General features: G+C 70.0%; 21 protein-coding genes, 1 tRNA gene and 1 pseudogene. 11 read left to right on the plus strand and 12 right to left on the minus strand.

Annotated features, from left to right (window positions below; all coding sequences use genetic code 11):
* Positions 1-7 precede the first annotated feature (7 nt).
* From ACNKF0_RS19260 to ACNKF0_RS19280, 5 genes and pseudogenes are all read right to left on the minus strand, one after another.
* Entirely contained in the window at positions 8-2,656 is a 2,649-nt protein-coding gene (locus ACNKF0_RS19260) for a hypothetical protein (RefSeq protein WP_416954433.1), read from the minus strand.
* A gap of 202 nt (positions 2,657-2,858) precedes the next feature.
* On the minus strand, positions 2,859-3,830 hold the full coding sequence (locus ACNKF0_RS19265; RefSeq protein WP_416954434.1) for a hypothetical protein: 972 nt from the start codon (positions 3,828-3,830) through the stop codon (positions 2,859-2,861).
* Between the two features lie 101 nt (positions 3,831-3,931).
* The gene (locus ACNKF0_RS19270) at positions 3,932-4,609 is read right to left on the minus strand and encodes a transposase (RefSeq protein WP_416954428.1); all 678 of its coding nucleotides are present in this window, start codon (positions 4,607-4,609) and stop codon (positions 3,932-3,934) included.
* A gap of 142 nt (positions 4,610-4,751) precedes the next feature.
* Positions 4,752-5,141: pseudogene (locus ACNKF0_RS19275) on the minus strand (IS110 family transposase); the annotation flags it as partial.
* Positions 5,142-5,481: 340 nt separating this feature from the next.
* A complete protein-coding gene (locus ACNKF0_RS19280; RefSeq protein ID WP_416954435.1) occupies positions 5,482-5,817 on the minus strand; it encodes a histone-like nucleoid-structuring protein Lsr2 in 336 nt (111 codons plus the stop codon).
* A gap of 274 nt (positions 5,818-6,091) precedes the next feature.
* On the opposite strand from ACNKF0_RS19280, the gene ACNKF0_RS19285 reads away from it, so the two are divergent.
* On the plus strand, positions 6,092-6,376 hold the full coding sequence (locus ACNKF0_RS19285; RefSeq protein ID WP_416954436.1) for a hypothetical protein: 285 nt from the start codon (positions 6,092-6,094) through the stop codon (positions 6,374-6,376).
* A 101-nt stretch (positions 6,377-6,477) separates the two neighbouring features.
* Here ACNKF0_RS19285 and ACNKF0_RS19290 read toward each other — a convergent pair whose 3' ends face one another.
* Both ACNKF0_RS19290 and ACNKF0_RS19295 read right to left on the minus strand, forming a co-directional pair.
* Positions 6,478-6,606: a hypothetical protein gene (locus ACNKF0_RS19290; RefSeq protein ID WP_416954437.1), complete on the minus strand. Its 129-nt coding sequence runs from the start codon at positions 6,604-6,606 to the stop codon at positions 6,478-6,480.
* Positions 6,581-7,018 carry a hypothetical protein gene (locus tag ACNKF0_RS19295; RefSeq protein WP_416954438.1) on the minus strand — a complete coding sequence of 146 codons (438 nt, stop codon included), beginning with the start codon at positions 7,016-7,018 and terminating at the stop codon, positions 6,581-6,583. Before ACNKF0_RS19295 ends, ACNKF0_RS19290 begins: the two co-directional genes overlap by 26 nt.
* A 226-nt stretch (positions 7,019-7,244) precedes the next feature.
* Between ACNKF0_RS19295 and ACNKF0_RS19300 the strand changes: the two genes are divergently transcribed.
* The 4 genes from ACNKF0_RS19300 to ACNKF0_RS19315 are packed head-to-tail and all read left to right on the plus strand — an operon-like array spanning position 7,245 to position 9,926.
* On the plus strand, positions 7,245-7,661 hold the full coding sequence (locus ACNKF0_RS19300) for a single-stranded DNA-binding protein (RefSeq protein ID WP_416954439.1): 417 nt from the start codon (positions 7,245-7,247) through the stop codon (positions 7,659-7,661).
* Positions 7,662-7,669: 8 nt separating this feature from the next.
* A complete protein-coding gene (locus ACNKF0_RS19305) occupies positions 7,670-8,212 on the plus strand; it encodes a hypothetical protein (protein WP_416954440.1) in 543 nt (180 codons plus the stop codon).
* Positions 8,209-8,628: a hypothetical protein gene (locus tag ACNKF0_RS19310; RefSeq protein WP_416954441.1), complete on the plus strand. Its 420-nt coding sequence runs from the start codon at positions 8,209-8,211 to the stop codon at positions 8,626-8,628. Before ACNKF0_RS19305 ends, ACNKF0_RS19310 begins: the two co-directional genes overlap by 4 nt.
* 35 nt (positions 8,629-8,663) lie before the next feature.
* Positions 8,664-9,926 (plus strand): hypothetical protein, encoded by a 1,263-nt coding sequence (locus tag ACNKF0_RS19315; RefSeq protein WP_416954442.1) that lies wholly within the window; start codon positions 8,664-8,666, stop codon positions 9,924-9,926.
* On the opposite strand, the gene ACNKF0_RS19320 is transcribed toward ACNKF0_RS19315, so the two are convergent.
* Together ACNKF0_RS19320 and ACNKF0_RS19325 are read right to left on the minus strand one after the other, a co-directional pair.
* Positions 9,923-11,269 (minus strand): tyrosine-type recombinase/integrase, encoded by a 1,347-nt coding sequence (locus ACNKF0_RS19320; protein ID WP_416954443.1) that lies wholly within the window; start codon positions 11,267-11,269, stop codon positions 9,923-9,925. The genes ACNKF0_RS19315 and ACNKF0_RS19320 overlap by 4 nt on opposite strands.
* Positions 11,270-11,271: 2 nt before the next feature.
* Positions 11,272-11,652 carry a helix-turn-helix transcriptional regulator gene (locus ACNKF0_RS19325; protein WP_416954444.1) on the minus strand — a complete coding sequence of 127 codons (381 nt, stop codon included), beginning with the start codon at positions 11,650-11,652 and terminating at the stop codon, positions 11,272-11,274.
* Between the two features lie 101 nt (positions 11,653-11,753).
* Here ACNKF0_RS19325 and ACNKF0_RS19330 point away from each other — a divergent pair.
* Positions 11,754-11,858 (plus strand) — tRNA-OTHER (locus ACNKF0_RS19330).
* Between the two features lie 391 nt (positions 11,859-12,249).
* On the opposite strand, the gene ACNKF0_RS19335 is transcribed toward ACNKF0_RS19330, so the two are convergent.
* Positions 12,250-13,440 (minus strand): MFS transporter, encoded by a 1,191-nt coding sequence (locus ACNKF0_RS19335; protein ID WP_416954445.1) that lies wholly within the window; start codon positions 13,438-13,440, stop codon positions 12,250-12,252.
* 110 nt (positions 13,441-13,550) lie between these two features.
* Here ACNKF0_RS19335 and ACNKF0_RS19340 point away from each other — a divergent pair, with 110 nt between their 5' ends.
* A complete protein-coding gene (locus ACNKF0_RS19340) occupies positions 13,551-14,195 on the plus strand; it encodes a FadR/GntR family transcriptional regulator (RefSeq protein WP_416954446.1) in 645 nt (214 codons plus the stop codon).
* A 12-nt stretch (positions 14,196-14,207) separates the two neighbouring features.
* Here ACNKF0_RS19340 and ACNKF0_RS19345 read toward each other — a convergent pair whose 3' ends face one another.
* On the minus strand, positions 14,208-15,386 hold the full coding sequence (locus tag ACNKF0_RS19345; protein ID WP_416954447.1) for a saccharopine dehydrogenase family protein: 1,179 nt from the start codon (positions 15,384-15,386) through the stop codon (positions 14,208-14,210).
* An 80-nt stretch (positions 15,387-15,466) separates the two neighbouring features.
* Here ACNKF0_RS19345 and ACNKF0_RS19350 point away from each other — a divergent pair, with 80 nt between their 5' ends.
* From ACNKF0_RS19350 to ACNKF0_RS19360, 3 genes are all read left to right on the plus strand, one after another.
* On the plus strand, positions 15,467-17,326 hold the full coding sequence (locus ACNKF0_RS19350; RefSeq protein WP_416954448.1) for a beta-propeller domain-containing protein: 1,860 nt from the start codon (positions 15,467-15,469) through the stop codon (positions 17,324-17,326).
* A 110-nt stretch (positions 17,327-17,436) separates the two neighbouring features.
* Positions 17,437-17,703: a DUF2277 domain-containing protein gene (locus tag ACNKF0_RS19355; protein WP_416954449.1), complete on the plus strand. Its 267-nt coding sequence runs from the start codon at positions 17,437-17,439 to the stop codon at positions 17,701-17,703.
* Positions 17,700-18,530, plus strand: a complete 831-nt coding sequence (locus tag ACNKF0_RS19360; RefSeq protein ID WP_416954450.1) for a Sir2 family NAD-dependent protein deacetylase — start codon at positions 17,700-17,702, stop codon at positions 18,528-18,530. The genes ACNKF0_RS19355 and ACNKF0_RS19360 overlap by 4 nt, the downstream gene beginning before the upstream one ends.
* Here the strand turns inward: ACNKF0_RS19360 and ACNKF0_RS19365 are convergent.
* Entirely contained in the window at positions 18,527-19,207 is a 681-nt protein-coding gene (locus ACNKF0_RS19365; RefSeq protein ID WP_416954451.1) for a metal-dependent transcriptional regulator, read from the minus strand. The genes ACNKF0_RS19360 and ACNKF0_RS19365 overlap by 4 nt on opposite strands.
* Positions 19,208-19,269: 62 nt before the next feature.
* Here ACNKF0_RS19365 and ACNKF0_RS19370 point away from each other — a divergent pair, with 62 nt between their 5' ends.
* Positions 19,270-20,061, plus strand: a complete 792-nt coding sequence (locus ACNKF0_RS19370) for a hypothetical protein (protein WP_416954452.1) — start codon at positions 19,270-19,272, stop codon at positions 20,059-20,061.
* Positions 20,062-20,081: the final 20 nt, after the last annotated feature.

Here is a 20,081-nt window from a genome sequence, read left to right on the forward strand (position 1 = left end):
CATCCGATCACAGCCAGTGGTTACGAGTAAGCTTGATGATGGCCTCGCTGACAGCCTTGGCGGCGGTCGCTTCAGGTGACGTCGAGGTCCCGGAAGCCACGTCGCTCCAAGCGGAGTAGTCACCGTTTTGTTCCTCGGGGGGCGGAGAGGAATCAGGTGCCGCGACCAGAGCGATGGCCTCTGTGGGTCGATACCTGACGGGCCACCCGTCCGGGCCAAAATCACGCCCCTGCCGTTCGTAGATCATGCCGGTCATACCGAGTGAGCCCACGGTCTCCTTCAATCGGTCGGTCGCGCCGGGTGGCGCGACTTCGGCCAGGATTTTCGTGGCTGCAGCGATCACCTCGCGGCAGTGGTCGCTCAGCTGGTCGCAGGCCTCTTGGCGCGAGCGAGGGCTACGTGGCCGCAACTGACCGTCGCGACGAAGTCGCTGCTTGAGGATGAGGCGCCACAGTCGCACTGCGACCGCCGTCGGCCCATCGTCGTCCTCGGCGACCACGGTCGGGCCGACGTATACAGACGGGGCCCGCTCAGGATCGACCCATGCGGTAGCTGCCGATCCGGCCTGAGCCACTGTCTTCCCACTCGCCGTCCGCCACATCGTCACCTCGACGTCCGTTTTGGCCGGGAGGACTGCGTTCAACAAGGCGGCGACGATTCGAGGGGTCTGGCTTCCGATGGTCTGGTGGTCTGACTCGCTGACACGAACCAACGAGAACGGCAGCTGCTCGGCTATTGCAAGTACCTCTGCGTCGCTCAGCATCTGCATCTGGGAGGAAAGCCACAGACGGTTCTCGTCGTTCTCCGTCAGGGTCGCTGGCAGCGAGACTAGACCGTCTGCGTGTGCGCGGGCCGCGAAGTAGTCGGCGAATGAATCATGAACCGGCACTCGCAGGGTCGTGTTTCCTATGCCGGTGATGACGGCGTTGATAAGGCCGCTACGAGCGACCGCCTCGCGAACAGCGGAGACGTCTGTTGCTACGCCCTTCTTCTCGAGAAACGCAGCCGCTTCAGCGAGTAGGCGTTCCCATTCCAACGGATTGGCGTAACGCCGCCCCGAATCGAGGAGTTCAGCGAATACGACGCCGAGGACAGCGACCGCGATGCGCACGTCGCCGGCGTTCACCCGGTCAGCCATGCGCGAGACGGTCAGCTCGTAAATCGAGGCGCGATCGGTGAACCGAACTCCGCCGGCAACAAGTTGGAGCGCCAGCTCGAGCAGCATCGGGTTGCCGGCAGCATCGCCCAAGGCATGCTCAACCTGAGCTACGGCCTCGTGACAGCGTCGCGAGACCTTCTCAACATCATGTCCACCGGGTTCCCCCTGGCCGGCCCGGTCGCCACCGTTGACGGCGACAGCGAGGGCCTCGGCGGTGGCGCTGCCCTGCGACTCGCCTAGCACTCTTGCTGTCAACGCGAGCCGCTTGGTGCGGTCGAACGCGCGAGGATACAACCGTTGCACCGTCAACGAAGACGGGAAGACCGTCGCGCACACGCCCTCGTCGCGACCCATCCCGACCACACGGGCCCCGTGGCCACCGGCCAGCTGTAGGCGAAGCTCTGCGGCTAGTTCCGACCTAACCTGCTGCGGAACCTCCGACACACCATCAAGGATTACGGTGACGCTCGGGTCCGCCAGCACTTGACGGCCCACCGCACGCGGCAACGTCCGCCCCACCGCGTGGCCCACGGCGTCGGCCACCAGTCTGTCCAACCGTCGCGCGAGGTACGCCTCGGCATGACAAACGACGACCTTTTCACCTCCCCCTGCAGCACTACGACGCCACAAACGGGCCAGCGTGGACTTGCCCGAACCGGTGCGTCCAGCCATCAAGAGCGGTCCGCTGCCGGACGCGAGGTCCTCCAGCCGAATCGGTGCTTCTTGCCAGCTTGCGCTCAACGATGGGACGACGAGGTCGTCCAGGTCCTCAGACGCCGCCGCCGTAACGTACTCCGCGGCAAGGGCGCCAGTCCAACGGTCGGCTTCGGCAAGTTGAGCGATGCCACCAAGGACGGCGAGGATCTCTTCCCGGGAAATAAACCGGTCATTCGAGTTGGGTAGGCCGGAACGTGTAGAGATGATCCGGAAAAGCTGGTTCACACGGTCTGTGGCGTCATTCGCGGCGTCCGGATGGGTAGGTCCGGTTTGAAGTAGGGCCTGAATCTCAACCTCGGCTGAAAGGAGCAGAGCTTCAACCGAACCCGGTTCAGAAACGATGCGCGCCCGCGCCATGACCGCGCACAGCGGGTGGCCGACGCTCACCCCAAGGAACTCGGCGACGGCTTCGTACTTGCCGTCTCTTGCCTCATCTAGCGCTGCAGCGACCGCCTGCCCGGACGGCCCGAGGATGCCATCGGTGAGGAATGAGAACTCCGAATCCGCGCTCACCGGCAGTTCAGCCCATCGGTGAACAATCTCGAGCACCTCGCCTCGCGCCCACGTGTGTGGCTGCTGGCGCGACTTCATCTGCAACCCGCGAACCACGGTTGGCCCGGCCCCGCCAGGGCGTTCTGCGATGACCTCTAGGTCGAGGGCGTCTACAGTCCCCTCGACGCGGATCCCGAGCACCGATTCGTCAGCGGCCACGTCTAGAGCTGTGAGAATGGCCTGGCAATGCTGGTAGTTGATGCCGCGGACGGTATCGACACCACTCACGCGCAGTAGCCTCTCGCGCGCTGGCAGGTGAAGTTACGCAGTCCTCGGTACGCGCTTTCCCAAGCGCCGCTGGTCACAAGCCCGGCTTCAACGTCGCTGCGGTGCTCATACCGACAGCATGACGTAGCCAGTTGCCAGGAGCTGCTCGCACCGTGAGTGCATCGCTGACTAAACAAGTTCGTACTCTCTGCATTGGCGGCAACTAGGCCGACTCGACTTTGCCGCCTGGGTTGTCCGTGGAGCCTCGCGCCTCGCTGTGCGCATCCTGGATGCGCGACAGCGCGGCGGCCGTGGATTTATCGAGCTCGTCCGCAGACAGCGGTTCCATGCCTGCCCTGGCCAGTTCGGTGGAGTCCAACTCACCCAGGCGCATCGGACCAGGTCGACCGTCATCTGCGAAACTCAACTCAGCAAGCGTAAGGGGGTAGTTCGGGTTCATGAGGTCCACGCGGAAGCGCTGAAGCAACTCAAGGTCGTCCTCCTCGTCGGGAAACTGGAGTGAACGCAGCGTGCCGTAGACCTCGCTCATCCCTTCCCAGGACTTCGCCAAAAGCATGTCGAGGGTGGGGTCCTCACTGAGCCCCAGAAGCCACGCCTTCACCTCGCCCCCTAAAGTCGGGATCAACTTCGCCCGATCAAACGTGCAAGCAACGCTAATCAAGGATGGCATACGGCGGTCGATCATCCTTGAATCGCTGCGGACATCCAGCGACGAGATTGTGTCGTGAGTAAAGAGCCTCCGAAGCTTGTACGCGAGCAGATAGTACGGGTTCTCCCGGTACACCTTCGAGAAGATCGAGTTGCCAAACGTCCAGGCCGGTTCGCCGCCCAGTCGGGTCAGATCTGCCCTCGTGTGCTCTTGGAATGAGTAAACCGCGTTCACCGCTCCGAACGCCGTCACTCTGGCCGAGCGTAGGAGCTCCCCCGGTTCCCAGTCTCCACCTGCTCGTCGGATCTGCAACGCGTGGCTCATCGATGCCTGATAGCCGACCGCGATCTGCTCGAGCATCTCAATCATGGGCTGATGGTTCGCTTGGCGCAGACGACCGTAAGCCGCGCTCACTTCGTCGTGCTCGTCCCGACTGAGGTGGTGTGCTGGTATCAGCGACAGCTCAGGGCCATCGCCGCCGAACCTCCGGAGGTAGCTCAGTGCATAGGAGCGGGTCTCGGTCATTCGGTGACGGTATCGGCGCTTCTGGTTGAACAGCGCCGGAGGCGCCTCATGACCGCGTTCGGGTCGACCAGCGCGTGCGTCTTTTCGGCTCCCTTCTGTTGTCAACCGGTGGTCTCGAGTGACCTCTTCCGGGTTGGCGGTGTCGGGCGTAGCGTCTGATTCGCGGGTCCGGGAAGTGGCTGATCCGAAGTGTCGATGTGCGGGTGCAGGTCGACCGCGCTGCATTGAAGAGTCGCCCCGCAGTGCCCTCCCGGACCCGTGCCAACGTCCTCGACGGCGCGTTGCGCGTCCTCGACCAGCTGGCGGTAGATCGCATCGGAGATCCTGCGCTTGAGGCATCGGATCGCTTCGAGGGACTTCTTGCCCTCGGCTCGCTTGCGTCGGTAGTAGACCCGGCCGTCGGTGTCGAGTCGGATCTGGCTCATCGCGGCGATGTGGATCATGTGGTTCATCCGCCGGTTCCCAGCGCGGGAGAGACGGTGGCGGTTCTGTTCGCCCGACGAGGCGTCCAGGGGTGCGGTGCCGGTCCAGGACGCGAACCGGTTGCGGTCAGCGAAGCGGGTCACGTCACCGACATCGGCCAGAGTCCGTGCGGCGACGACGGGGCCGACGCGGTGCAGGTCCATCAGCCGTGAGCCGCGGGCCAGGACGATGGCCTTCAGCTCGGCGGTCGACGTCTTGATCTTGGCCTCGACCGCGATCAGCTCCGCAAGTTCCTCGGCGGCGATGCGGCGTCGGGTCTTCCCGGCGACGTCGCGAGGCCGTACAGAGGCGAGCATGGTCTTGGCCTGGCCGGTGGTGAGGTCGCGTTTCGCCTGTCCTGGCAGGAGTTCTGCGAGCAGGGCCTGGAGTCGGGTCGACGGTCTGGACCCGCCGCCGGGTGAGCGCTTCGCGGCGGTCGGTAAGCATTCGCAGTGCTTCGAGCTCGCCGTCGAGCTGCAGCACTCGCAGGTTCTTGGTGCGCACCGCGACGGCCGCGACCGCGTGGGCGTCGTGGGCGTCGGTCTTGCGGTTGTGACCGGTGTCGAAGAGACGCACCCGAGCAGACAGCTTCGCCGGAACATCCACCACGCTTTCGCCGTCTTCGAGGAGTCGTTGTGCGAGCGGGCGTCCAGCGCCGTTGGCCCCTTCGACGGCCCAGACCCGGTCCGGCCAGGTCTTCGCGTAGCTGCGCATCGCGGTGTAGCCGGCACGGTCGGTGGTGAACCTGCCAGACCCAAGCATCTGCTCGTGCTGGTCGACGACCTCGATCGTGGCCGACAGCTTGTGGGGATCGACCCCGATGATGACCTGCTCTGCTCGCTGAACCATGTGCTGCTCCCGCCTGTGCTCGTCCGGTTAGGTCGGCGAGGTGGGCATTGCTACTACGAGCTGGGCAGTCCCTTCTTGAGCCACGCCTCGTCACGGTGACCGACGGGCTGCAGACCGATAGTGAGCCACACCGATCGAGCTGGTGGGCAGCCGCATGGAGAGCTGCCCGCCGATCACCTGAACCGAGTCTGGCCAGACGCCGGTCCTAGGGGAATCGTCTAGTAGCCGCTAATCGGCGTCGTCGTCGAAAGCATCGGCTCACGCCATGACGGCGGCGTGATGCCCGGCTTCAGACGCACGTAGACCTGATAATCACCGCAGCGGTCGCAAGACCATCGAACTAGTGAGCGGCGTCGTACTGCTCGACTACTGCGGCGGGGACCCGTCCTCGGTCGGACACTTCAAGGCCCTGACCCCGCGCCCATTCACGGACGGCGGCGAGGTCCTTGCGCGGCCCAGTCGCACGCGAGGGCTTGGTGCGTCGCGCACGGTTGCCGCGACCGCTGACCTTGGTAGCAGCGTCGAGGTACGGCTTGAGAGCTTTCGCCATCGCCGCGGCGTTCTTCTTCGAGAGGTCAATCGTGTAGTCGACGCCATCGAATGAAAAAGCGACCTCTGTTGCGTCTTTCGAACCATCGAGATCGTCGGTGATGTGAGTAACCGTTGTCTTCGCCACGGTCTGATCGTGGAGGGTGGGGGGCGCTCTTGTCTAACTTCGGGCCAAACTGGTCTTGTCCGAGTCAAGGATGCGCAAGTTGCAGACCATGGTCACGGACTTCGAGCGGTGCACCCAACCTTTCTCTGGTGTCCGAGCACCACAACGGCGCCTCGATCGCGACAGCGCACCGGGTGGCGTGCGAGAAGCACCGGCGCTGGCAGCCCCGCCCGCTTTTCCACAGCGAGGGCTGGCGGGCTGTCGTCGTGTCCGACCAGACGCGCACACTGACCAGATGCGCATGAACGATGTCTACCCGCCCTCCAGCCGCGAAGACGCCATTCTCGAGGTCCCCGTGCCCTTCCGGTGGGCCGGGACGTGGCATGGAGAGATCCGCGCCCGGCTCGTCGACGAAGACGGCGACTGGTTCTTCGAGCTCCGCTTCAACACTGGCATCGCGGAGAACCGCGTCGGCACCTTCCCCGCCGCGTGGGTGCGTCGGCCGGAGCTCACCGACATGGACGGCATCGTGCCGCCCGACACGCTCGCGATGATGCGCGAGGCCGGGTCAGACGCATAGACGCATCGGAGCGGGTGGGCCTCCGACTCGCTGCTAGCGTCATCGAAGCAGCTTCCTGGGGACATGGCCCGGCGTCCCTCGAACGTGATGTCGGTGTCGCCTCACTCCACGTGGTCAGGCTCACCGTCCGCATCGGCCCACCACTCCCGGTCGCGCTCCTCGAGCACTGACTGCAGATCACGCCAGGCCTCGACTTCAACCTCGTCACGCTCGGGCTGCGGCTGGCTCATGCTCCAGCGTGCTCCGGGCCGCCCTGGCGCGCAAGAGCAGCTCCAGCAGGTCCAGGCGGAACCACCGCTGGCCTCCATGCACGGTGTACGGCACTTGGCCGCGCGCTGCGCGGCCCTTCAACGCGATCTCCGTGCACCCCAGCACCGCGGCTGCTGCGGGCGTCGGTAGCCATTCGTGCTCGTCGTCCGGCGGCCGTGGCCCGCTCGAGGGCGGAGTGGTGCGGCGGCGCTCACGCTCGTCGGCCTCCACCGCCCGCGCGGCCGCGAGCTCGACAACCTGGCGCCGGGACAGCGCCGGCGACTCACCCCGCGATGTCAGGTCGCCCCGGCGGAGCATCTTCGGAATCAGGCTGACGTGCACGCCGAGCAGCTCCGCAGCCTGACGGTGCGTCACCCACCCTGACTCGGACACCCGAAAAGGATAACCGCCGGCGCCGTGCCCGCCTGCTCGACGGTTGGCGGCCTCTGCGGGCCTCAATCCCGTCGACATGCCGCGCCCTCGTAATTTCCACCTCGCCCATCCAACGACCCGCCCACCGCGACGAAGCGGGTTGCTCAACAGAGGCACGACCTGTCGGGCGAAGCACACCTGACTCCTGAATCGCCTCTACGAGCCACCCAATGTCAGGAGCAGGAGCATGTCCATCCCCACTCAGTTGAGTCTCAACGGCTTCATCGTCACCGACCCGGACCTGCGGTTCACGGCCGCGGGCAAGGAGCACGTCAGGGTCCGGGTCGGGGTCGAGCAGTGGCGACACGAGGCTGACGGCTCGTTCACCAAGCTGGACCCGACGTATCACGACATGGTCGCCTTCGAGAGCGCCGCCCGGGAGATCTACGCGCGCTTCCAGCGCGGCGACTCGTTCGTGGCGAGTGGCTACGTCCACGAGTACGAGGTTGACGCCGATGGCGGCAGCGTCATCAAGGAGGAGTTCGTGGCGCGCAAGATCGGGCACAACGCGACTCGGACGGATTACTCCGTCCAGCGACGCTCGCGGCACCAGCCCGCTCCCGCTCCGGCGCCCGTTCCGCAGGCACCCGCCGTCGGGCTCTGAGGATCGCTGTGGAGCTCGCGACGTGGATCGCCTCCCCCTCCCCCGCTGCACTCGGCTCGGGCTACCCCGATGCGTTCGGAGAGCCACCCGCTGCGGTCAACTGGGCGACCCTCAACGCCGAGGAAGCAGAGGTGGCCTGGCGCGAGCTCGACGCCTGGGTGACCTGGCTCAAGACCTCGTTCGGTCTCCCTCCGGGCATCGTCCCGCCCCTGTGGCACCGCCATGACGAGCTGGTGTGGGAGCTGTCGGCGCTTCACACCCATTGGATGAGCTGCCACGACGAGACCGCACCACCATCCGCGCCCGTCGCCTGGCTGCGCGACTTCGCCGACGCTCGCACCCGGCTACGCGACTGGGTCGCCACCTGCGGCACCCGCCTCGACCGTGACCGTCCGACTCGACGCACGCCCTGGCCCGGTGAGTCGGACGACGATGCAGGCGGGGAAGTCGAGATCACCGACCGCGAGCGCGACTTCGACGAGTTCGTCCGCCACGACCTGCTGCGCAGACGACGGGTGCGGTCGTTCCGGAATGAGCCGGGCAGATCGTGATCCGGACCGCGGCGATAGGCACCGACGCACCCGGGACGTCCCCAAGCCGCCCCGGTGCCTCGACCGCGCTCGACATCGCCGCAGCAGTCTTGCTCTCGAACCAGTCAGCGGAGGTGCCGATGCACGGAGAAGCCGCGCCAGCGATGGCTCGTGCGCGGGCAGCGCTGGCCGCTCTTGCTGATCACGCCTCGAACGTTCACGCCGCCTCCGACTACGAGCGCGTGTTGCTGACGCTCGATGCGTACATCGGGGACGCCTCGCCGCGTGCGTCGAAGGCCGTCGTCGACGATCCGTGCACCGCGCTCGCCGAGGCGCGACGCTCGCTGCGCGCCCTCGAGGTCGTTCGGCTGACGTCGCTTCAGGTCGAAATTCTGTTGGTCATGCTCGACAACGCCCTCGCGGGGGACCTCGGCTGATGTACGGCCACTCCGGCTCCGCGCTCCGCCGAGCGATGACGGACCTCCTGCAGATGCATCGTGTCCAGCGCCGGTTCGGCGCCGCCGACCAGGTCGCCAGCCATGTCCTTCTCGTTCGGCAGTACCGGGAGAACGTGCTCGCGTGGTGCGGCAACGCCCTGCAACTGGCGCTCCCCATGTCCTTTACGAACCTCCCGCCACGGAACCCCAACCCGTTCGAGCCGAGCGGCAACCGCAGTGCAGCCCGAGACCTCGCCCGCGAGCTCGCCCGCGTCCGAAAGTCGTCGAGCATCACACCGGCGATCCTGGAGCAGCTGACCATCCGTCACCAGAACACGCTCGTGGAGCACTGGCGACAGGTCGCCCGCGCGGCGGCGCTGGCGGAAGGCGACCTCGACCAGATGGCCCGGCCAGGCATCACGACGGAACAAGCGGCAGGCGTCGTGAGCGACGTCTCCGCCATCACCCAAGCACTCGTCGTTCTCGACCGGCGCTACCACCGGGTCCCCGGGTGGACGACCCTCGAGCAGGGGGCAAGTCTGGGCTGGACTGCCTTGGCGACCGCCCTCGACGCGCATCTGACGGTGCCCGACCACAGCCTCGACGCCGCTGGCTGGCAGCCTCGCGTCCGACCGATGCGCGGGCGTGTGCCGCCCGGGCTGCTCGGCGTCCTGCAGGCAGAGCACAACGTGCTCGCCGGGCTGAATCATTTCCCGCACGCACTACGCCTCCGGCTCGTCGTCGACTCCCAACGCGTGCTGTCGGCTCGTCTGTCACCGCTCGCCCATCGCACCGATCCGGCCCAGGTCCCGTTCTGGACCGAGCGAGCCGGCACCTACTCGGAGATCCAGCGGCAGCTGCGCGACGTCGGCGGCATCCGAGGTGGTGGCGAACGAGCTGCGACCGAGGCCGCGAACGTCGTCGCGCGCCTCAAGCCCATCGATCCGCTCACGGTGGTCGAGCCGCGGACCCTGGCCGGATTCAGGATGCTCGCGGAGCGAATCGATGACCGGATCGGCGCCGTCATCGAGGAGGGGTTCCAGCGCGGCGACTACGTGGAGCGGGTCACGCTGCCCCGCCTCGATGCCACGTCTGGGAACCTCGTGCACCCCGTCCGAGCGCGATATCGGCCGGTCCTGGACGCGGACGCGGTCCCGCTCGTGCAGACCGTCCGTCAGCGGCTCAGCGACCGCCGATCGGTGTCGCCATCAGGGCCGGACGCCTCTCGTGTCGAGCTGCACGCGGCCCTGGCGCACCGCAGTCGCGGCGCCGGCTCCCCCCGCACGCTGCACCTCTAGCCGTAGGACCTAGCCGGAGGATATGAGGGCAGGGCTGGGTGACCCTCCCACCCGAGGGCCGCGAGGGAGTCCGCGATGTCGTCCTTGGCGCCGGAGACGTAGCGTCGGAGGGTGAACTCGGCCGATTCGTGACCGGCCAGGGTGGCGACGCGCGAGGCCGGCTGCCCGAGGTCCTCGAGCTGCCAGGTCACGAAGGTGTGCCGCAGGGAGTGCCAGGTGAGCGACCACGTGCGTTGGCGCCGGGTCTTGCCGGCGCCCCACGGCTTCACCTCATCGCGGAACGGCCATTCGGCTGCCAGCGCGGCGGGTTCGAAGACGTCGCGGTGGAAGTTGCCTCCGAGCAGCCAGGTGCCGCGCTCGGAGGGGAACAGCAGCCCGCTGGGGTTCGTGCCTGCGCTCCGTTCCTGGGCGATCTCGGCCAGTCGATGCTCGATCGCCTCGGCCAGCGGGAAGCCGGTCGGGGTGACCTGGGGGTAGGTGGTCCACCTGCGCTTGTTGCCCTTGGGCGGCGCGAGGTGGGGGCCTCCGATCGTCTCGAGCCGCCACTGCACGCGGATGCGGCCGTCGGTGTGGACGGTCGCGTCGTCCAGGACGGCGAGCTCGCCTCGACGGACTCCGGAGTAGGCAGCGAGCTCGACCGCCAGCGCTCGCCATGCCTTGCGTCCGCGGCGTCGCCGCGCTGTCATCGCCTCGCGCAGCGCCCGGACCTGGTCGTGGGTGGGGCGCTGGTGGCGCGGAACGAAGTCGACCGGCCCGTCGCCTTGCTCGACGACCGTCGTGGCGCGGACGCCGTGCCACCACACGGTGCCCAGGTCGATGACCTGCGTCTCGAGCAGGTAGTCGCCCTGCCGGAGTGCTCCGACCAAGGACCGGGCCGCCCTGCGGACGTTGCGTCCTTCGGACTCGGTCGGGGCGAGGTTCACCGCAGTCTGCAGGTGTGAGCGGCGCAGATCGAGATGGCGGACGCTGCCGAACACGGGTCGGAAGTAGCGGGTGGCGTAGTAGGTCATCGTCTTGGTGTGGGACTCGCCCCAGGTCCCCTTCGGCTTGGGTCGCTCCGGCGAGAGCCAGTAGTCGATCCCGGCCGACGCGCTGAGCTCGGTGCGCGGCGTGGCTCCGGAGAGGATGAGCTGCTCGCGCGCGAGCGCCTTCGCCCAAGCCCGGTCGAAGTACCGTCCGGCGGAGGTGCCTTCCTGGGGGTTGCCCCAGGTGATCCGGTAGTACGGGACCAGCGCCGTGGGGGCGTACATCGCCACCAACCCAGACGGGGTGTCCCACGCTGCCTGCTCGCCGTCCGGGCGGCTCGGGTCGGCGGTGCGGTCGTACGGCTGGGGGCGGGCCATGACTAGTCGCTCCGCCCCACGACGGGCGACACCACTTCCCCAGGGGCCTGACGCATCGCCGGCGCACGCCGCGGCGCCCGCGGACGCGGGACGGCCTGCAACACGTCGTCGGGAACGTCGTCGGGAACAGAGCGGTCTCCCGGCCCTCGTCGAGGCCGCGGGACTCGCTTGGGGGTGCGCCGCGTCTCCACGTAGGCGAGCACCTCTGCGGTGTACCAGCGGTAGCAGGACCCGGAGATGACCAAGGGGTCGGGGAACTCCGGATCGCGGGTCCGGGCGTAGGCCGCGGTGCGGTGCACGCGGAGCAGGGACGCGATGTCGTGAATGGTGAGGAGGGTGGGCAGGTCGCGCTGGAGGTCCGGCGGGGCGGTGGGGGCTGTCATGTGGTGGAGGTGCGCAGGCCGTGCCGGACCGTGCCGCTGCATCCCCGTCGGGGCCAGACGTGGGCCGAGACGTGCCCCGGCGGACGACGGCGGGTATGTGAGCCCTATGTCAACCGGGGTCGACGACCACCTCCGGTGCAGGTCAGCGCGATGTGTGCAGTCGCCTCCTAAGCGAAAGGTCGCAAGTTCGACTCTTGCCTGGGGCACCGTGGCTCGATCTCTTCTGGTGACACGTGTGGCGGTTGTGGCCCGCCGTTTTCGGGCGCTGCGCACGTGCGGCGGTTGTGGCCCTCCATCGGCCGCCCTGGGGGCGACTTCCCGGACACGTGCGGCGGTTGTGGCCCTCGATCGGGCGCCCTGAGGGCAACATCGCAGACACGTGTGGCGGTTGTGGCCCGCCGTTTCCGGCGCTGCGCACGTGCGGCGGTTGTGGCCCTCCATCGGCCGCCCTGGGGGCGACATCGCGTACACGTGTGGCGGTTGTGGCCCTCGATCGGGCGCCCTGGGGGCAACTTCCCGGACACGTGCGGCGGTTGTGGCCCGCCCGCGGCGCCGCCCGCCGCCGTCGAGCTCAAGCGCGAGAGCGCGGGTGCGGGGTCAGCCGGCCACCGAGTCCTCGACGTACCGCGGCCGGCAGGCGAACCACCCGGCGACCACGCCGGGGACGGCGGTGGCGGCGAGGACGACGAGCGGGGTGGTCCACGACCCGGTCGCCTCGCGCAGCAGGCCCAGCCCGACCGGGCCGACGGCTGCGAGCCCGTAGCCGATGCCCTGGACGAAGCCCGACACCGTCGAGGCGACCTGCGGGCTCCGGGTCCGGTGGTTGATGAGCGTCATGCAGAGCGGGAAGGTGCTGACCCCGATGCCCAGGGCGCAGATCCACAGCACGGTGCCGTCGAGCGGCGCGACGGCCAGCCCGAGGTAGCCGGCGACCAGGACGACCGAGCACGCGACGACGACCACGAAGGGATTCGCCATGCGCGTGGCGACGTGCGGGACGACGAGGGCCGCGAGGACTCCCCACACGGAGTAGAGACCGACCATGGAGCCACCGAACGACGCACTGGCGCCCGCGTCGGTGAGCACAGCCGGCACCCACGTGATGATGCTGTAGTTGGACAGCGACATCATCGCGAACAGGCCCAGCAGGCCCCAGACGGTCGACGACCGGGCGATCCTCGGCCGGGCGGTCGGCGTCCCGGCCGGCACGGGCGCGTGGTGGTCGGCCGGCAGCTTGACCGCGAGCACGAGCCAGACCGCGGCGGCCACCGCCGCCGGCACGGCCCAGATCCCCACCGACCACCGCCACGACGAGGCCTCGGCGACCGGGACGGCCAGGAGCGGGGCGACGAACTGACCCGTCTGCATCAGCAGGAGGTACGCCGACGTCCACAGGGCGATGCGACCCGAGAACCACACCTTGACCAGGGGCACGATCACGACGTTGGCCGCGCCGATGCCGGCCAGCGCCAGCACGGTCGACGCCACGAGCACGGCGGGCGTCGGGGAGAACGCGCGCAGCACGATCGCCAGCGCGGACAGGCCGAGTGCGGCGGTCGCGGTGCGCTCGAGGCCGAACCGCCTCGTCACGACGGGGGCGAAAAAGCCGAAGACGCCGAACGTCGCTGCCGGCACCGTGCCGAGCAGGCCCGCGACGGCCAGCCCGAAGCCGAGGTCGTCGCCGATGATCTCGAGCAGCGGGGTGAAGCCGGTGACGGCCGTGCGCAGGTTGAGTGCGGTCAGCGCGACGGCGAGTCCGGCCCACGGGAGCAGGCGACGATGGTTCACCGGGACACTGGACGGCAGCAGGGTGGTCACGCTTGCTCCACGGGGTCGTCGAATGATGGGATCATGGGATGAATGATCGGCAGTCTCGCACAGCAGGTCCGGTGCGTCGAGTGGGGCTGATCGACCAGGCCGCGGCGCGGTTCCAGGAGGAGATCGCCTCCGGGCGCTGGCCGGTCGGTGAGCGGATCCCCGTCGAGGCCGAGCTGGCGACGGCGTTCGGGGTGGGGCGCAACACCGTCCGGGAGGCGCTGCAGTCGCTCGTCCACTCCGGGCTGCTCAGCCGCGAGCAGGGGCGCGGCACCTTCGTCATCTCCAGCTCCGAGCTGAGCGGGTCGCTGTCACGCCAGCTGGCCGGCGGCACCCGCCATCACTACCTCGAGCTGCGCCTCGCCCTCGACAGCACCGCCGCCTCGCTCGCGGCGCTCCGTCGTACGGACGCCGACGTCGAGCAGCTGCGCCGGCTGCGCGACGAGCGGGAGGCGGCCTGGGCGACGGACGACCCCGACCCCGACACCCGGGCGGCCGCGGACCTCGCCCTGCACCGCGCGATCGTGGCCGCGACGCACAACCCGCTCTACGTCGAGCTCTACTCCAGCATGACCGACGTCTTCGCACGCCACATGCGCGACGACGAGTCGGGGGACGACGACGCCGCGCACCGCCACCACCACGACCTGGTCGAGGCCATCGCGCAGGGCGACGCCGGGCGGGCCACCGAGGTCGTCGCGGCCATCTTCGAGCCCTTCATGCGCTGAGCCCGGCGACGGTCAGGCCGTGAGGGTCTCGAACCTCATCCCGGCCTTCTGCAAGCGGGCCAGCAGCGCGTCACCCATCGCCTGGGCCGGGGTCACCTGGCCTGCGGTGGCGGGGTTGTCGTCGAGGGCCAGGCACAGGGCCGCCTCGGAGAGCATCTTGGCGGTCTCGGTGTAGCCCGGGTCGCCGCCGGAGACGCGGGTGTGCACGGTCTGCCCGCCGGCCTCGCCCACGAAGTCGACGGTGAACCACGACCTCTCCCGCTTCGCCTCGTCGGGCCCCGACCCCTGCGGCACCTTCGACGTGATGAGCTCGCGCAGCGGCTTCACCTGCGCGGCGAGCGTCAGCGCGCCGACCCCCACCGCCCCGCCGGCGGCGTAGAGCAGGGTCTTGGTGCCGGCCCAGTGGGAGTAGCGGAACTCGGGGCCGTACGACGCCAGCGCGGCGCCGCTGCGCGCCACGATGGTCCCGTCGATGGTCGGCAGCGGGAGCAGCCAGTAGCCGAGCACCGGGTCGCGGTGGGGCTTCCCGCCGACGGCGCGCGACGACCGTCCCTCGGGCCGCTCCTCGGCACGTCGGCGGGCGGCGTACGTCGCGCGCACCTGCCTCGCCCGGCCGAACTGCTCCATCGCGGAGTGGAAGGTGCCGCCGGAGAACGTGCCACCCGCGCGGACGACGCCGCGCAGCGTGATCGGCTCGTCGGAGGGCAGCTGCTGCACGGTGTAGTAGGCGCCGAGGTCGTGCGGGATCGAGTCGAAGCCGCACGCGTGCACGAGGCGGGCACCGGTGCGCAGCGCGGTCTGGTGGTGCTCGAGGAACATCCGGTCCACGAACTCGGGCTCGCCGGTGAGGTCGAGGTAGTCGGTGCCGGCCTCGGCGCACGCGGCGACGAGGGGGCCGCCGTGCTCGAGGTAGGGGCCGATGGTGGTGGCGACGACGCGGGCGCGACGCGCGATGTCGGACAGGGCCGCGGCGTCGGTCGCGTCGGCGACCAGCACCTCCACGTCGCTCGCGCCCCGCTCGGCGAGCCGCTGCCGCACGGCCTCGAGCTTGTCGGCGTTGCGACCGGCGATCGCCCAGCGCAGCCCGGCGGGCGCCGCACTGGCGAGGTAGTCGGCGGTGAGGCCGCCGGTGAACCCGGTGGCGCCGAAGAGGACGAGGTCGAGGTCGCGATCGGGGCGGCTGTCGCTCATCGCGCCATCGTGCCACCCAGGACCACGCGGAACCACGCCCGCCGCGGGCCCGTCCCACCGCCATGCCCACCCGCAAGAGCGTGCGAAGCCTCGTCACCGGTGCCACGGTCGTCACCAGCCTGGCCGCAGCCGTCGGCGTCGGGTACGCCCTGGGCCACGACCCCGACGACGGCGGGCGCCCGCCCGCCTCCCCGCCGATCGCGCTGGCCAACGCCGACCTCACCGCCGTCACGAGCTGCGACGAGCTCCTCGACTCCTACGTCGACCGCGCGCTCGAGGCGGTCGGCCCCTACGGCTGGGGTGGGAGCGGCGCCGTCGCGTTCTCCGCGGGCGGCGCGGACGCCGGCATCGCCGACTCGCCCGCCTCCGAGGCCGCGCGATCGGGGGTCGCGACCTCGCGCAGCACCAGCAACGAGTCGGGCACCAACGTGCAGGAGGTCGGCGTCGACGAGGCCGACGTCGTCAAGGTCGCGGGCAGCCTGCTGCTGCGGCTGCGCGACGGCGAGCTGCTGGCGTACGACGTCGCCGGCGACGAGCCGCGGCTGCTGTCCGCCACCCGCCTCGACGACGCCCGTGGGAGCAGCGGCTGGGTGGGCGACCCCGGCGGCGAGATGGTGCTCGTCGACGGCCGCGCGGTGGTCCTCGGCACCTCGCCGGACGGGCGGTCGACGACCGTCACCACCGTCGACCTCGCCGACCCCACCTCCCCCACCGTCGTCGACGCGACCACCGTCACCGGCCGCGCGTCGGCGGTGCGCCTGCACGGCGACGTCGTACGCATCGTGCTGCAGAACGGCCTGCCCGAGCTCGACTTCGGCGTCCCCGACGGGACGCTCGGCCAGCTCCGGGCGCGACTGCGCAACCGGGCGCTCGTGCGCGACACCACGCTGGCCGACTGGCTGCCCACGGTCGACGGCACCCCCGTCGTCGACTGCGCGGACGTCGCGGTCCCCCAGGACGACGTCGCCCTGGGCACGACCACCCTGCTGGCCTTCGACCCGGCCGCGCCCACGACGCGCACCACGACCGCGGTCGCCACCGACTCCTCGATCTCCTACTTCTCGACCGACCGGTTCTACCTCGCCGCGTCCGCGCCGCAGTGGGGCTGGGTCGACTGCATGGGCTGCCGCCCGACCGGCTTCCCGGGCAGCGGCGGCTCCACGCCGCTGTTCGCCTTCGCCCTCGACGGGACGCGTGCGACGTACGTCGCCTCGGGGCAGGTGGAGGGCACGATCGCCGACCGCTGGTCGATGGACGCCGTGGGTGGTTCGCTGCGCGTCGCGGTCGGACCGAGCAGCGAGACGGGCGACTTCAACTCGGTGCTGACCCTGCGCGAGGAGGGCTCCGACCTCGTCGAGGACGGACGCGTCGACCAGCTCGGCGTCGGCGAGGAGATCAAGTCGGTGCGGTGGTTCGACGACCTCGCGATCGTGGTCACCTTCCGCCAGACCGACCCGCTCTACGCGATCGACCTCACCGACCCCGCCGCCCCGCGGCTGCTCGGCGAGCTGAAGATCCCGGGCTTCTCCGAGTACCTCCACCCGCTCGGCGAGCAGCGGCTCATCGGGATGGGCCAGGACGCCTCCCTGCAGGGGGTCACCCGCGGCGCCCAGGCGGCGCTCTTCGACGTCACCGACCTCACCGACCCGCGCCAGCTCGACGTCGTCCGCTACGACGAGGGCACCCAGGCCGGCGCGGCCACCGACCCGCGCCAGTTCACCTGGCTCCCCGAGCAGCGCACCGTGCTGACCGTCGTGAGCCAGGGCTGGACCGGCACCACCGGCTGGGTCTCGGTGCTCTCGCTGGCCGACGGGTCGATGAGCAACCGGATGGTCGAGGTGGAGCACGGCACCGACGTCGCCGACGTACGCCTGGTGCCGCTCGCGTCGGGCAAGGTCGCGCTGGTGACGAGCGAGGACGTGTCCTTCTTCGCCCTCTGAGCTCCGCTGGTCGAGGAGGGACGAAGTCCCGTCACGAGACCCGGCCAGAGGTCTCGTGACGGTCGCTGTACGCCCTCCACGACTCCGTCGCGGCGGGCTAGTGTCGTGACATGTGCCGCAACATCCGCCCGCTCAACAACTTCGAGCCGCCCGCGACGCGGGACGAGGTCACGGCGGCCGCCCTGCAGTACGTCCGCAAGGTGGCCGGCACGACGAAGCCGTCGCAGGCCAACGAGGAGGCGTTCTACGCAGCGGTGAAGGAGATCGCGCACATCACCGAGCACCTCCTCGAGGACCTCGTCACCACGGCCCCGCCGAAGAACCGTGAGGTCGAGGCCGCGAAGGCCCGGGCCCGCGCACAGGCGCGCTACGCGTGAGCCTCGCCGCTCCCCTCCCGGCCGTCGACGAGGCCCTCGACCTGCTCGCCACGCGGCCGCTGGTCGTGCTGACTGGCGCCGGGCTGTCGACCGACTCCGGGATCCCCGACTACCGCGGCCCCGGCTCGCCGTCCCGGGCGCCGATGACCTACCAGGAGTTCGTCGCCACCCCGGAGGCGCAGCAGCGCTACTGGGCGCGCAGCCACCTCGGCTGGCAGCGGATGGGCCGCGCCGAGCCCAACGACGGGCACCACGCGCTCGCCCGCCTCGACCCGGCGCTGGGCCTGCTGATCACGCAGAACGTCGACGGCCTCCACGAGTCCGCCGGGTCGCGGCGCCTCGTCGCGCTGCACGGCCGGGTCGCCGACGTCGTCTGCCTGACGTGTCGTACGACGTCCTCCCGCGCGGCGCTCGAGACCGAGCTCGACGCCCTCAACCCGGGGTGGCTCGAGCGGCACGGCTGGGTCGAGTCGCGCCCCGACGGTGACGTCGACCTCGACGACACCCGGGACTTCGTGGTGCCGCGCTGCCCGTGCGGCGGTCCGCTCAAGCCCGACGTGGTGTTCTTCGGGGAGAACGTGCCGCCCGACCGGGTCGCCCGCTGCTACGCCGCCGTCGAGGCCCTCGGCCACGACGGTGCGCTGCTGGTGGCCGGCTCGTCGCTGACGGTGATGAGCGGGCTGCGGTTCGTGAAGCGGGCGGCCCAGCGCGGGACGCCGGTCGTCATCGTGAACCGTGGACCGACCCGCGGCGACGCGCTGGCGTCGTACAAGCTCGAGGTGGGGTGCAGCGAGTTCCTGGGCGAGCTCGCCGCCCGGGTCGCCTAGCGGCGGACGAAGATGTGCTCGGCCGCCTCGACCACGAGCTCGGCGGTCTCGCCGCCCGACCCGATGAGGATGCCCTCGTCGGTGCGGGCGATGGTGACGGTCTTGCCGGGGAGGGCGCCGACGCGGCGGAGCAGGCCCATCAGCTCCTCGTCCTTCTGCATCTCCTCGGAGATCCGCTTGACGTGGACCATCTGGTCCTCCGCCATCGCCGCGCCCGAGAGGGGCTCGACGTTGTCCATGAACTCCTCGCCGGCGACGTCGCCGAGCTCGTCGAGGCCAGGGATGGGGTTGCCGTAGGGCGACTCCGTGGGGTGGTCGAGCAGCTCGAGCAGCCGGCGCTCGACGGTCTCCGACATCACGTGCTCCCAGCGGCACGCCTCGGCGTGCACGAGCTCCCAGTCGAGCCCGATGACGTCGGTCAGCAGCCGCTCGGCCAGCCGGTGCTTGCGCATGACTCGGGTGGCGAGGCGCTGGCCCTCCTCGGTGAGCTCGAGGTGGCGGTCGCCCTGCACGGTGAGGAGCCCGTCGCGCTCCATCCGGGCCACGGTCTGCGACACGGTCGGCCCGGACTGGTGCAGCCGCTCGGCGATGCGCGCTCGCAGCGGCACGATGCCCTCCTCCACGAGCTCGTAGATCGTGCGGAGGTACATCTCGGTGGTGTCGATCAGGTCACTCACGGTCGTCATTGTGTCCCATCCGGCAACCACGACCCGCATGCGCGGCATGGCACAGTGAGCCGGTGACCGAGCTGATCGTGCCCCGACGCTTCTGCGGACCTCCCGACTCCGGCAACGGCGGCTGGACCGCCGGCGCCCTGGCCGCCCTCGACGACGCCGACGCACCTCACGACCACGGCAGCAGCTGGCCGGCGATCGAGGTGTCGCTGCGCCGGCCGCCGCCCCTGGAGACGCCGCTCGAGGTGACGACCGAGGCCGGCGTCACCACCGCGTCGTGGGACGGCGCGCCGGTCGCCACCGCGCACCGCGTCGACCGGACGCTCGCCGAGGTCGACCCGGTCGATCCGGCGGCCGCCGCGGCCGCCACGTCGTCGTACCCGGGCCACACCTTCCACCCGTTCCCCACCTGCTTCGCCTGCGGCACCGAGCGCGAGGAGGGCGACGGGCTGCGGATCTTCCCCGGCGCGGTCGGCGAAGGCGCCGCCGGACACCGCGTCGCGGCCCCGTGGACGCCGCACGCGAGCCTCCACGAGGACTGGCACACCTACGTCGACGAGCACCCGCGCGCCTCGGTCGCGGCGACCTGGGCGGCGCTCGACTGCATCGGCGGCTGGGCCGGCGACCTGACCGAGCGGCTCATGGTGCTGGGCCGGATGACGGCACGCATCGACGCGCTGCCGGTCGTCGGGGAGCCGCACGTGGTCGTCGGTGAGGGCCGCGGGCAGGACGGCCGCAAGACCTTCACCGCCGCGACGTTGTACGACGCCGACGGCCGCGTGGTGGCCACCGCGGAGCACATCTGGATCGCGGTCGACCCGGCGCAGTTCGGCGGCCGCACCCCCGCCGCGGATTGACCGGCCCGGGCGCCCGTTTG

Origin of the sequence: Nocardioides sp. T5, from assembly GCF_048161455.1 — a bacterium.
Lineage (GTDB): Bacteria > Actinomycetota > Actinomycetes > Propionibacteriales > Nocardioidaceae > Nocardioides.

Excerpts from the sequence above, each read along its gene's own strand:
- ACNKF0_RS19265 (WP_416954434.1), bottom strand. The coding sequence starts at position 3,830 with ATGACCGAGACCCGCTCCTATGCACTGAGCTACCTCCGGAGGTTCGGC.
- ACNKF0_RS19345 (WP_416954447.1), bottom strand. The coding sequence starts at position 15,386 with ATGAGCGACAGCCGCCCCGATCGCGACCTCGACCTCGTCCTCTTCGGC.
- ACNKF0_RS19290 (WP_416954437.1), bottom strand. The coding sequence starts at position 6,606 with ATGAGCCAGCCGCAGCCCGAGCGTGACGAGGTTGAAGTCGAGGCCTGG.
- ACNKF0_RS19355 (WP_416954449.1), top strand. The coding sequence starts at position 17,437 with ATGTGCCGCAACATCCGCCCGCTCAACAACTTCGAGCCGCCCGCGACG.
- ACNKF0_RS19325 (WP_416954444.1), bottom strand. The coding sequence starts at position 11,652 with ATGACAGCCCCCACCGCCCCGCCGGACCTCCAGCGCGACCTGCCCACC.
- ACNKF0_RS19300 (WP_416954439.1), top strand. The coding sequence starts at position 7,245 with ATGTCCATCCCCACTCAGTTGAGTCTCAACGGCTTCATCGTCACCGAC.
- ACNKF0_RS19270 (WP_416954428.1), bottom strand. The coding sequence starts at position 4,609 with ATGCTCGCCTCTGTACGGCCTCGCGACGTCGCCGGGAAGACCCGACGC.
- ACNKF0_RS19285 (WP_416954436.1), top strand. The coding sequence starts at position 6,092 with ATGCGCATGAACGATGTCTACCCGCCCTCCAGCCGCGAAGACGCCATT.
- ACNKF0_RS19315 (WP_416954442.1), top strand. The coding sequence starts at position 8,664 with ATGACGGACCTCCTGCAGATGCATCGTGTCCAGCGCCGGTTCGGCGCC.
- ACNKF0_RS19320 (WP_416954443.1), bottom strand. The coding sequence starts at position 11,269 with ATGGCCCGCCCCCAGCCGTACGACCGCACCGCCGACCCGAGCCGCCCG.